Consider the following 12,707-nt stretch of genomic DNA (forward strand, 5'->3'; position numbering starts at 1 on the left):
ACTTGCGAGGTCCCCTTCAGCATGACGTTGCCGGAAATCGAGATGATCCAGTTCATTTGCCCTGCTTGTTCTAAACGACTCCAGGTCCCAGAGACAGCAGCGGGAAAGCAAGCGAGGTGCGAATGCCAGACGCTGGTCCGCGTCCCTCCGGCTCGCGCAGCCAGCCCGACACTCACCGCGCCGCAAGCTGCTGTGCAGACAGCTACACGATCGCGTGCGAACCCAGCCTCAAGCAATAAATCGCAATCGGTCAGCCAGTCCGACACGATCGTTGGATGTCCGGCCTGCGGCAAGCGACTCAAGCTTCCCTCTTACTGGACGCCTGGCCGAACCCTAAAGTGCCCCTGCGGAAAGGCTCTTAAGCCTGACGCATCAGCAGCAAATACGCAGCCCACACCGGCCTCAACACCTCGCCGCCCAGCACCTGCCGCAACCGCTCGCAACAATCCTGTGGCCGCTAAGCAGCCTGCGAGACCGGCAGCACCAGCACCTCAAAAAGACCTATTTGCTGATCTGCCCGCCGGAGGAGCATCGCCCGCGGGCGGTTTCAACGCCGCACCTGTCTCGGCGTTTCGGGGCGCCGCCCCCAAACCCATCAGCGCCCCCGCTCAAGTCGCCGCCGCACCAAGTCCATATTTAGCCCACGCCGCCGCAGAGCTCAATTCCGATCGAGTCAGAACAAACCAGAGCAATGGCCCTTCGTTCCTCAATGCGAATACCGGCATCGGACTGCTGATGATGATCGGCGCGGTGGTGTGGTTCACCGTTGGATTACTAGGCGGGATTATCTTCTTCTACCCTCCCGTTCTCTTAGTCCTCGGTCTGATTCAGTTTGGGCGTGGACTGACAGGTGATACCGATTGATGAACTCGGTATCACCTACGGCGGAGATCAACCCCCGGTCTTCCATGCAACTAGGTGTTCACGATCCTTAGGCTATTGATTTGCGGCCGCTATAGTTCGCTACGCGTCGGACATCGTTGGCTCATTCGCTTCACCAGTCGCACCCGCATTAGACGAACCATCATCGACCGATTGAACTGCATTAGGGTTTTCAAATTTGAACCCCTCCGTACCATCCGGTTGCGTCACCCAATCAATCGTTGAACCCTCTAAATACAAGGCGTGTTCCGGTGACATCACTAACGTGAAACCGTGCGAAGCGTCGATCCAGTCCAGGCTATTAATTGGTGGGTCTTCGAGATGAAGATCGTACAGGAATCCAGAGCAACCGCCCTTCGTCACGGCCAAGCGGACATGCGAGGTAGGAGTGTCCGTTAGAAACCCTCGAAACTTCGCGGCCGCGAGCGGCGTGATCGAAACGAAACCGTTGTGGGTGTTGTCCGTTTCAGTCGTCACTGATTGCTTCGATTCCGCAACCTCAGATATCTCCGCCACCTGACCAATCTCGGCCAAGTCACACCCCAAAAAACAGGTGAACACGATGATGAAACTCAACACAGATTGCAGTGACAAGTGATTCATAACACTCCCTTCGCTTCAAGGTAGACAACAGTTGGAACCAAGCGTTCTCTGAGCACCGTGACATTCATGATTTGGATGCCCGACCATCTGACCAGTCACCACCAATCCGACATGCAACTTTGGAAGTTGCGTTCCTCGATAGGTGCGGCCGGCCAAAGGCTCCAACAATCATAACCGCCGACACCGCCCAAGAGAGAAAGATGCGATAGGTATCGGTGGGCGTGAGACGGATCAGTGGGCATTGACCAGGCATAAAAAACGAGGGAAGGATTTCAAAATCCTTCCCTCGTTAGCGTGAAATTTTTATCAAGACTCAAGGTCTTGTCTCGTTGAAGAACTAAGCGTTCTTAGCGGCCGCAGCAGCTCGCTTCTCGGCAACCGTACGATAATCGACGACATCCCAAACCAAGCCAACCGCTCGCAATAAACGAATTGCTTGCCAAGTGATATCGAATTCCCACCACTTGTGACCGTGCTTTGCCATACGTGGGTAAGCGTGGTGGTTGTTGTGCCAGCCTTCACCGTAAGCAACGATTGCGACCAACCAGTTGTTACGGCTATCGTCGGTAGTCTCGTAGTTTTGGTAGCCAAACATGTGCGAAGCACTGTTCACCATCCATGTTGCGTGCAACACAGCGACCAGTCGCACGAACATGCCCCACAACAACAACGACATGCCGTAATCGAATCCAGCGATGGCATAACCGACGCCGAACAGAGCGACCGAAACGGCGATGTGAATCGGCAAGAACAACATGTCGAACCGACGCATCATCGGATCCTTGTACAAGTCAGGTGCCCAACGTTGCAAATACGCCTTTCGATCACCGCCGTGGGTATGGAACGCAAGCCAAAACATGTGGCTCCAAATGCTGCCGTCGTGCGGCGAGTGCGGATCACCCTCTTGGTCGCTGTGTGCGTGGTGCTTGCGGTGATCGGCAACCCAATCCAGTGGCGAACCTTCGCCAGCGAAACAGCCGATGCCCGCGAACAGGTAGCGAACCCAGTTGTAGGTCTTCATCCCGCTATGCGTTAGCAAGCGGTGATAGCCCAAGCAAATTCCAAGGCTACCGGCCATCCAGTGCATTACCAGAGCGACGACCAATGCGGACCAAGTGAAATACGATGGAGCGGCTAAGCAGACCACGTGAGCAGTCACGAGCCAGCCAATGGCCCAGTAACTGATGTTGTCCATCCGCTTTCGGTCAGCAACCGTTGGACGGGCCATGTCCAGCTTCTTAGCTGCTTTTTGAGCCACCAACGAAGACTGCGAATCGGCATCTTCCTTGGTAGGTTGATCTAGCGTTTCAGCCTTGTCTTGGAAGCCTTCCAATCCTGGACGGTTCCAAACTTCAGCATCCTTGGGATCCAAGGTTTCCACGCCAGCAGCAGCATCCAGCTCGCTTTGGGTCGTTGCCCCGGTATTGGAGGGGTTAGATTCTTTATTCGATCCGCTGCGTGAGCGGGAAGGTTCGATCACAGTCGACATCAGAGAACGATTCCTGGTCTCGTGGTGTGGAGAGAGTTTTTTACGGGAGGTGCCGCCCCGAGGAGCAAGCGAATTCGACGGAATAGTACCAAGTCGACACCGAATTCGTGTCACACCCTGGACACCAAGATGTAACAGTTCTGTAATTGTTTCTTCACCCTGCAAAACCCGAGTGTTTCCTGACCGCCAACTCCAGGTTACTCCCCCCCCGCCGGCCCCCTCTTCCCTACGTCAATCACACCATCAATATGCCCATCGATTTTGCCACCTGCTGCACTGAGCGAGACCGATTGCTGCGGGAAATCAGGGCATTTTTTCACAACAGAGACTTCTGCGAAGTCCAACCGCCATGTCTCAGCAGGGACTGTGTCGTCGACGCGTATCTAGATCCAATCGGAATTCCTGTCCAGGAATTGGGACTAGCTGTTGCTAGCAACTCGAATGACCGAATCAACGACGAAAAATCAGCACATCGGTATTTACTCCAAACCTCTCCGGAATCCGCAATGAAGCGGATGCTGGCCGCGGGAGCACCCTCTATTTTCGCCATAGCCCCTGTCTTCCGCAAAGCTGAAATGGGGAACCGACACAACATCGAGTTCACTATGCTGGAGTGGTACGAGAAAGGCGGCGATGCGGCATCCGCAATCAGCCTGCTGGGTGAACTTGCCAAAGTTGTTTTCGCCGCCCATCAATTCCAAACCATCTCCTATCAAGAAGCGTTTCACAAAACCCTCGACCTCGATCCGATTGGTTGCTCGATCGACGACATTCATCGCCACGTCAACGCGATTGATTCGGATCTGGCCCGTTCCCTGAAAGACGATCGTGACGGCTTACTAGACGTCTTGCTTTCCACACATATCGAGCCCGAACTGGGAAAAACATTCCCCACGATCTTAACTCGCTATCCAATTTCCCAAGCTGCACTAGCGCGTCCTTGTGAAGACGATCCTCGAGTGGCCGAACGATTCGAACTGTTCTATCGAGGAGTCGAACTGGCCAACGGCTACGACGAACTTCTCGACCCCGTCGAGTTGGTCCGACGTTACGAGACCAACAATCAAATTCGTCAAAGATCTGGGCGAGATGCTCTGCCGACCGAAACGACGCTGGTCAAAGCCATGCGTCAAGGTTTTCCCAAATGCAGTGGTGTTGCCGTCGGCGTCGATCGAATTTTGATGCTTCGCCTTGGTGCGAACCACATCAAGGAAGTCATGCCGTTAACCACCGATATTGCCTAACAACGGTCGGCCCGATTGCCGACCGTTCCTGGTCAACGAACTACGCCGTGGCCAACTTGGCGAACGCTCGGACGTCTTCTTCAATCGCAGCAATGCGGTCACCCAATTTCACGTCCGCTGCTCGCAAGTCTTGCGACTCCGAAGCTTCCAAACGCGTGAAGACATAGAACTTCACCTTCGGCTCCGTTCCGCTTGGACGCACGGCAACATAATTACCATCCTGTTCTAGATCCATGATGATTAAGTTCCCAACCGGACCTTCCAATGGTTTGGACTCACCGGAATCCCCCAACGTTGTAACCGTTTGGTTGCCGTAGTCCCGTACCTGAGCAACCGCGACACCACCCAGCGAAGTCGGTGGCTTTTCACGGAACGCCTTCATCAGAGCCTGCATGGCAGCCATCCCTTCGCTGCCTTCCATGACCACGTTGACCAGGTTCTCGCGGTGGTAACCATGCTGCTTGAACAGCTCGCCCAAGTAGTCGTGCATCGACTGATTCTTGGCTTTCAGCTCGGCAGCCAATTCACTCATCAGCATGCAAGCCACCGCCCCGTCCTTGTCACGGACATACGAACCCACCAGATAACCGTGGGACTCTTCGCATCCATACAAGAAATCCTCAGGCCCTTCGCGGTCCATCGCCTCGGCAATGTACTTGTATCCCACCAACAAATCGCCAACACAACGAACGGAATACGAATCGGCAATTCGCCGAACCAACTCAGTCGTCACCAATGTTTTGACAACATAAGAGTTATCGTTCTTTTTCGATTCAGGCGTCTTACTCAGCACATAATTCGCCAGCAAAGCTGCGATCTGGTTACCCGTGAACGTCCCCCATTCACCACTGGGATCTGTCGTCAACGGCGTCGCGACTCCCAACCGATCGCAATCCGGATCGGTAGCCAGCACCAAATCAAATCCCTCCGCCCGTGCCTGTTCGATCGGCTTGGCGAATACTTGCGAATTTTCGGGGTTCGAAACATGGCCAGGAACGTTCGGGAAATCTCCACTTCGTTCCCGATGCGGTTCGTAAACGGTGATGTCGCTGAAACCATCTCGCTGCAACAACGGAACCACTGCCGCTTCACCGACGCCATGCAACGGCGAGTAAAGAATCTTCACGTCCCGTGCCCCTTCGAAACCACACGCTGACGCCGCGTCCAAGAATGCAGCGTCAATCTTGTCGGTTACTACTTCAATCATGCCATCGGCCAGTGCCTGCTTGAAGTTACCGCGTTTAATCTCCTGACAACTCATCACACCATCGATGATCGCCTTATCATGAGGCGGCAACACTTGGGCACCACTGGACCAGTAGACCTTGACCGCGTTGTCGCTAGGTGGATTGTGACTTGCCGTCACCATAATTCCACAATCGCAATTCAGGTGACGCACCGCAAATGAAAGTTGCGGCGTGGCGCGGTAGTCGTCTAGTAAGTACACCTTGATTCCAGCCGCAACCATGACCTCGGCGCACAACTCCGTGAAATGACGAGATCGGTGACGAGTGTCGTACGCGATCGCACACGACAACGGTTTCTTGCCACCGTGGAACCGAACGACATAGTCTGCCAAACCCTGCGCACTTTCACCAATCGTTCGATCGTTGATCGCATTGGAACCAATCTCGTACATACGCCCTCGACGTCCGCCGGTACCAAACGGGATGATCGTCCAGAAAACGTCATCCAGTTTTTGCCATTGTTTCTCGTCGATATGCCGCAAAACGCTGTCGCGGTATTCTCGATAACGCTCCTCCGTTAACCAACTCTTAATATTCGTCACCGCTCCAGCGGTTAAAAGCTTCTGTTCACACGCTTGATCCACACTTGCAAGTGCGTCTTGAATTCGGGTCGGGTCAGCAGTCGAATTAGCCGAGTCAGTCATGGTAGTGCGTTGGTTGGTAGGGCAAGTCAAGACAATGGACGAGTTCCATTGACCCTAGTTTAGAACGCCTAGACGGCGCCCACCACCACCGTCCAAACAGGCCTCGCCAAACGCAGTCTTTCCCGCTGCCGATCACGCTCTACGGCTGGGAAATTGACAACAGCGAACGTCCACAAGACATCCGGCCCCACTTCCGACTCGAAGCGAAAATCAGCAATACGAAATGTTGTCGGCGAAAACGCGCCAGCTTGAGCCTCGAAAAACCGCTAGCTAACCAAACCCTGTGTGACTGTCATGAAGACGTCTTCAAGCGTCGGGTCGCGATCATTGAAAGATCGCATTTTCACACCCTGAGCGATCAGGTAATCCATCAATTGAGCCAAACCAGCGTCGTCCGTCTCCAGTTCAGCGATGACACGATCTGGACGTATTTCCAAATCTCGCAACGCTGGACTGCTACGCAGGATTGATATCCCCGCATCCTGGTTCTCGGTGAAAGCAATTTCGACGAAACGGTTTCGGCGTATTTGTCGATAGACTTGGTCGATTGGGCCATGCATCAACAGCTGCCCCCGTTCGATGATCCCGATCGACGTGCAGCAGTCGGCCAGTTCCGTCAAAATGTGACTGCTGATGACGATCGTCTTGCCCATCTTTCGAAGCTCTTTAAAGAGAGCTTTCACCTCCACCCGCGCACGCGGATCCAGACCGCTGGCCGGTTCGTCCAAAATCAAAACCGGCGGATCGTGCACCAGCGTTTTGGCCAAACACAACCGCTGCTTCATCCCTCGCGACAACCCGTTGACGAAGTCATCACGTTTGTGCCCGAGATCTAGCAATTCCAATACATTGTCAATGATCGAAGCACGTGCCACGCGGTTGATTCCATACGCCACGGCAAAGAAATCTAGAAACTCCCACACTCGCATGCCATCGTAGACACCAAAGTTATCCGGCATGTAGCCAATCGCCCGGCGCACGCCCATGGGATCTCCCATCACGTCACACCCAGCCACCTCGCCACGACCGCGGGTCGCTCTCAGCAAGGTTGCCAAAAATCGAATCGTGGTGCTCTTGCCGGCTCCGTTGGGTCCAATGAAACCAAACGTTTCACCCTCTTCGATCTTCAGGTCCATCTTTTCGACAGCCGTGAAGTCACCGTAATCTTTTCCGAATCCTTCTAGCTCAATCATTGGCTGGTTTCTCATCGCCAGGAAGGGTGGTTTGTCGGCGGCGAAAATCACCGATCAAATTGGAGTCAGGCTTCGGCTGAAGCGTTGGCTGATAACGCAAATGGACCAAAACGATGGTCTGGCCACGTACCTGTTGAGTATCCGGCGAGATCGTCACCCCAGGCATCGCATCATCGATTCGCCCGACTAAACGTATCGTCCCTTGCTCAATATTTTCTTTTGTTAGCATCCGCCTGATGGCATCATCGACGTTCATCGCCACATCGGATTCGACGGAAACCTCTCCCCGTTCACCGAGACCGCAAGGCTTCGACACTCCCGCCGACAACTCCCCGATAGCGATCAATTCAAAATCATTTTCCTTCGTCAAGCGTGCGACATGAACGTCTTTGAGGTCCAGCTTGGAACGATTAACCAAAACGAGCGAACTCGACTCAGCGGAATCCTGCGTATCGCCTTGCAACTCAATAGGGCCACCCAGATCGACAATCTGTTCAACATGCACCGCCCGGTACGCATTACTGCCGACCGAAACGTTGTCCAGTGAGATCCCCGCTTCGTAGCCGAATTTTAACTCTGGATCCGCCCCGCCAAACAAACCTTCGTTTGGATCGCCATCTGACTTCGACTCCACAACCTCGATGGCAGCATCGGGATCATCAAAATCGATGCGGTATCGGCTAGCCAGCGAGTTATACAATCCCATCACCCGGGTCAGATGCCCACGATCGTAATCGCGTGGCACCTCCAAGAACGCAATTTCGTTGCGACTGCGGGCGAACCCTACGTCAAGCTGCGCCGCGCGAGCAACATACAAGGCACCCAAGATTGCCAACGGCACGACTGCCAGCCACGCCCATTCCAATCGACCCAACAACCGAAAAAACAAATAGTTCACTGGAATCAAAACGATTAAGTAGATCATCAAGCTTCGAAAAACCAACTTTGAATCGGGGATCGCCAGCCCCACCTCACCCGCCAAAGTTTGTCGACTCCAAGCAACGATCGGGCTGTCGTTTTTCCATCCTCCTAAACCGCTGACTGGGTGCGTCCAAAGCGTCGATGTGATCCACGGTGAAAGCGCCGAACCACCATCCAACTCTGTAGCTTCTTCCGTAACGGGAGCATCGTCCATATCTTCCGGCGTACTGGGTTGGAACAAGACCGCATCGCGTGACAACCAACGAACACCGGTGTTGATCGCCGGATGCGTTTCCTCGGTGGACACACCCACAAACGTCTGCCGAAGCGGCGGCAAACCACTGTCATCAGAAGCTAGCCCTGATTCGCCACCATCCTGGTCCGCCCCACCGGCAAGGATCGCTCCCGCGTTTGCTTTCTGCTCAGCTATTACGCCATTGTCCTTCAGAAAGACTCGCGGCGGACGCGACAAGATGGCTGAGTTCCAAAAACTGTCATACGACTTCCAAGCCGTCAGCCATTCACTCATCAAGTCGACACGGCTTTGAATCAACCTTCCACGCCCGACCCTTCGCTCAACCAGCAGTCCTCCTTCACCGATTGGCTTCGCATCGCCACGCGGCTGACCAGCAACGGCGATACGTGAAGAGTCTTTGTCCAAGCGAGCCAAGATCGAATTGATCGACACATCCGAACCCACACTATGCGAACGAATGAACTGCTGTGCATTTTCGCTATGCAGTTCTTCGTTCCCGTTGAACTGTATAGGAACGTACTCTCGAAACGCTTTCTCATTGAGCGATTCCGCCGCGACTGGCCCATTGATGATCAGCGTCCCACCAAAGTGCAACCAATCGATAACCGCCGTCACTTGACTGGATGTCAGTGCTCGCACGGGCAAATCGTCCCACAGCACAACCGCCGTGGAAGTCCAATCCAAAGCAGTCTCGGCGAGGGGCACAACTCCGTTGGTCGGTGGGATTACGATCCGGTAGTTGTCACGAGCTTGAAAAAAAGCAAATTCGTTTTGATAGGGCTGCACCCAATCGGCAGTCTGCAACCGAGTGAATCGTTCCGCCCGATCGGTTAGGACTACAAAGAAGTACGTTTGAGCCTGTAACGCCATCAGCCGTGAGGGCTGGGTTGCAAATCGATGAGTGGAATCGGTCGATCCGAACTCACCTTCCAATGCAATTGAGTCTACCGTTTGACCGCTCCGCATCGGAGTCAGCAACCGCGTATCAAAACGCCTTAATTGTCCCTTGGGTAGCACGACGGGCCGCTGAGTAAGAAGACTAACACCAGAGGCATCTTCCAACTCTTCGTCCTTCACTTCTCCAACAAACCCGCTGGATGAAAGGGATGTCTTGGCTTGTATCCCAACCGTCCCGCGCCGGTCCTCCTGGTTGCTCCGCAGTCCGAAACCGACAGTCGTCCAGTGTCCTGGTTTCGCCGCCCCATCGAGTGCCCCGCCCGTACCCGCATCAGCGCGACTAATCGGATATGCCTGAGCGGCCCGCGATGTGAAAGCTGCTCGGTTGGCAGCGCCATCGTCTGCGGCGTCAGTTCCATCTTCGTTTAATCGGCATCCGTCGCAGCCCGCCAAAAGCGGCATGGCTAGTACGATCAAACGAAAAACGAAGCTCGTGCCGCTCCAGCTCAAGTTTTTTCTTGAAGCGACACGGGTGGCTGATGTGCGTGTCAACGATTCGGTTAAATAACCCGATCTCGGTGTCGCAGTCCCAAACGAAAATCTACGTTTGAACGTTGCCAAGATACGACCAACCCGCGTGTGACAAGCGAAAGTAAAAGACCGACGGGTCCTTACCACCCCATCACCATATTCGATTCAATCGCGCGGCGGGCCTGATCGACATCGCATCCGGTCTCCATGCGGTACAGCCGGATTGCATTGACCTTGTCGCCGGCTGACTTGCTCAGGCAATCCCTCGCGATCATGCAAGGATCTATCGTTCGATCGGTTAACCCCAACGCTCCTTTGCTGATCACCCAAGAGTCTCGCGGACGTTTCGTCATTCGCAGGACTTCGTCTTCTGGATAGGCCTCATCAACCACCCCTTGGGCTGCGGACTCATCTTCCGCCCAGGTGATGATGATATGAGCATCGGTTTCGATTTCGAAAAGTGGCATGGTGCTGGCAACTACGAACGGGAACACAAATGTGGCGAAGTAACTCTAGCATAGGCACCACCCACGGTCCCGGCAAACCGCCTAGCTACCATCGAAAAACTAGGGCAAAACTCAAAAAACTCCTCCAATCCCCGAACCGATCAAAGCCAGCCACAATCAGGCCGATTCGCCCCGATCCAGTGGTGGCGAACGCTCACCCGGATGCCGATACATTGGTAATCGCCCCATACTCCGACAACGCAGGACCGCTGCCCACTCAGAATTCACTCACAATTGTGGAACAGACAGGACTGTGGACCAAGCAGTACAGTACGCAAGAAAGACAGTACGCAAGCAACCGCCTAGACCAGAGTGCGTACCGACGTAAATGGTGGGCGACCAGTCGCTCCAGCCTTTCCCCCTGCTGATAGGCTTCGCATCCTCCGATTCCCTTCGAATTCGGCGTGCAAACCGAATTGACATACCACCTTGGTTGAGACCTTACTTTGAGACACCGCAGCACCCGAGAAGTAGTCGACGATTTACGAGCCGACGGGCGCCTGATCGATGTCACCGACGAAGTCGATCCGAACCTCGAAATGGCCGAAATCCAGCGGCGCGTCTATGCCAATGGAGGGCCTGGGGTCCTGTTCCACAACGTGCGTGGCTGTCGATTTCCGATGGCGTCGAACCTTTTCGCGTCACTCGAACAAGCTCGCTATTTGTTTCGCGACACGCTCGAATCGGTTCGCCGGTTGATCGAAATCAAGCTTGATCCTTCCGCGTTGCCGAAACACCCGCTGCGTTATGCCGGTGTCCCCATGACCGCACTACGCATGCTGCCTCGCGGAGTTCGCAGTGGCAACGTCAACCGAAACTCTTGCCCACTTTCCGAACTTCCCCAACTGAAGTGCTGGCCGGATGATGGCGGCGCATTCGTCACCTTGCCACAAGTGCTAAGTGTCGATCCCAAATCGCCTGACAATTTGATGCAAGTCAATCTTGGCATGTACCGCGTCCAATTGTCAGGCAACGACTACGATCCGGAAAACCAAGTTGGTTTGCACTACCAAATTCACCGCGGCATCGGCGTCCATCATCGCGAGGCGATCGACCGCGGCGTGCCGCTGAACGTAGCGATCACGGTCGGCGGCGCTCCCGCAATGAGCCTTGCCGCAGTGATGCCGCTGCCGGAAGGATTAACCGAACTCACCTTTGCCGGTGCACTTTCCGGCCGCCGCATTCCGATGATTCGAGGTAATCACGCGCCCGTTTATGCCGACGCCGACTTCGCAATCGTCGGGCGGATTGATCCAGCCGCAACGATGCCCGAAGGTCCATTTGGTGACCACTTAGGCTACTACTCGTTGAGACACAATTTTCCCTTCATGAAAGTCGATCACGTCTGGCACCGCAAAGACGCGATTTGGCCATTCACGGTAGTCGGTCGTCCACCGCAAGAAGACACCACATTTGGACAATTGATCCATGAACTTACCGATCCCATTATCCCGACGGTAATCCCAGGTGTGAAAGCGGTCCATGCCGTCGACGCTGCTGGCGTACATCCGCTGCTGCTAGCGATCGGCAGTGAGCGTTACATGTCATACATGAACGCTGCCGAACCCCAAGAATTGTTGACCCAAGCTAATGCCATTTTGGGCAACGGGCAATTATCGCTTGCGAAGTACTTGTGGATCACCGACGACCCTACCAATCAACTCGACATCCACAACATCCAGGCGTTCATGCAGCACATCTTGCAGCGGGTCGATTGGCGTCGCGATTTGCATTTTCAAACTCGCACCACAATCGATACGCTCGACTATTCCGGCACAGGACTAAACCAAGGCTCCAAACTGGTCATCGCTGCCACCGGTTCGTCGCACACGGAACTGGGGCAAAACTTACCGTCGGAACTTACGCTACCGGATGGCTTCCAAAACGCCAAGATCGTCATGCCGGGCGTAATCGCGATCACCGGGCCACTGTATCAAGATGAAACCAACCACCACGATATGAAGCGGTTGGCAGAATATCTTTCAGGCAAATTCAACGGGCAAGAAACGCTTCGAAGCTATCCCATTATCACGGTGTGCGATGACACCGACTTTGCAGCCCGTTCGCTGAAAAATTGGCTCTGGCTAACGTTCACCCGTAGTAATCCAGCGAAGGATGTATCCGGCGTCGATGAACTCGTGGTGGACAAGCATTGGGGGTGCCGTGGACCGTTGCTAATCGACGCCCGCGTTAAACCACACCACGCCCCACCGCTGATCGAAGACGCTGAAACGCTCAAGAAAGTCGACGCGCGAGCCACACGCGGTGATGCACTGGCAAAGTACCTTTAACGC

At 54.5% G+C, this 12,707-nt stretch carries 9 protein-coding genes; 3 read left to right on the forward strand and 6 right to left on the reverse strand.

Annotation, left to right across the window (positions count from 1 at the left end; genetic code table 11):
* The first annotated feature begins 21 nt into the window (after nucleotides 1–21).
* Complete coding sequence (locus ACR3ZL_RS24295) at nucleotides 22–864, forward strand: hypothetical protein (RefSeq protein WP_486173037.1); 843 nt, start codon at nucleotides 22–24, stop codon at nucleotides 862–864.
* Nucleotides 865–963: 99 nt separating this feature from the next.
* Here ACR3ZL_RS24295 and ACR3ZL_RS24300 read toward each other — a convergent pair whose 3' ends face one another.
* Nucleotides 964–1,485: a HesB/IscA family protein gene (locus tag ACR3ZL_RS24300; RefSeq protein WP_473650506.1), complete on the reverse strand. Its 522-nt coding sequence runs from the start codon at nucleotides 1,483–1,485 to the stop codon at nucleotides 964–966.
* Nucleotides 1,486–1,822: 337 nt separating this feature from the next.
* Nucleotides 1,823–2,974, reverse strand: a complete 1,152-nt coding sequence (locus tag ACR3ZL_RS24305) for an acyl-CoA desaturase (protein ID WP_473650505.1) — start codon at nucleotides 2,972–2,974, stop codon at nucleotides 1,823–1,825.
* Nucleotides 2,975–3,222: 248 nt separating this feature from the next.
* Here ACR3ZL_RS24305 and epmA point away from each other — a divergent pair, with 248 nt between their 5' ends.
* Nucleotides 3,223–4,218 carry an EF-P lysine aminoacylase EpmA gene (gene epmA / locus ACR3ZL_RS24310; RefSeq protein WP_473650504.1) on the forward strand — a complete coding sequence of 332 codons (996 nt, stop codon included), beginning with the start codon at nucleotides 3,223–3,225 and terminating at the stop codon, nucleotides 4,216–4,218.
* A gap of 40 nt (nucleotides 4,219–4,258) precedes the next feature.
* Here the strand turns inward: epmA and ACR3ZL_RS24315 are convergent, their stop codons facing one another.
* From ACR3ZL_RS24315 to ACR3ZL_RS24330, 4 genes are all read right to left on the reverse strand, one after another.
* Nucleotides 4,259–6,109 (reverse strand): phospho-sugar mutase, encoded by a 1,851-nt coding sequence (locus ACR3ZL_RS24315; protein WP_473650503.1) that lies wholly within the window; start codon nucleotides 6,107–6,109, stop codon nucleotides 4,259–4,261.
* Nucleotides 6,110–6,375: 266 nt separating this feature from the next.
* Nucleotides 6,376–7,302 carry an ABC transporter ATP-binding protein gene (locus tag ACR3ZL_RS24320; RefSeq protein WP_473650502.1) on the reverse strand — a complete coding sequence of 309 codons (927 nt, stop codon included), beginning with the start codon at nucleotides 7,300–7,302 and terminating at the stop codon, nucleotides 6,376–6,378.
* Entirely contained in the window at nucleotides 7,295–9,838 is a 2,544-nt protein-coding gene (locus ACR3ZL_RS24325; protein WP_486173038.1) for a hypothetical protein, read from the reverse strand. Before ACR3ZL_RS24325 ends, ACR3ZL_RS24320 begins: the two co-directional genes overlap by 8 nt.
* A 209-nt stretch (nucleotides 9,839–10,047) precedes the next feature.
* Nucleotides 10,048–10,374 carry a DUF6793 family protein gene (locus ACR3ZL_RS24330; RefSeq protein WP_473650500.1) on the reverse strand — a complete coding sequence of 109 codons (327 nt, stop codon included), beginning with the start codon at nucleotides 10,372–10,374 and terminating at the stop codon, nucleotides 10,048–10,050.
* 485 nt (nucleotides 10,375–10,859) lie between these two features.
* Between ACR3ZL_RS24330 and ACR3ZL_RS24335 the strand changes: the two genes are divergently transcribed.
* Nucleotides 10,860–12,704 carry a UbiD family decarboxylase gene (locus ACR3ZL_RS24335; protein WP_473650499.1) on the forward strand — a complete coding sequence of 615 codons (1,845 nt, stop codon included), beginning with the start codon at nucleotides 10,860–10,862 and terminating at the stop codon, nucleotides 12,702–12,704.
* Nucleotides 12,705–12,707 lie beyond the last annotated feature (3 nt).

The organism is Rhodopirellula sp. J20-39 (assembly GCF_057365095.1).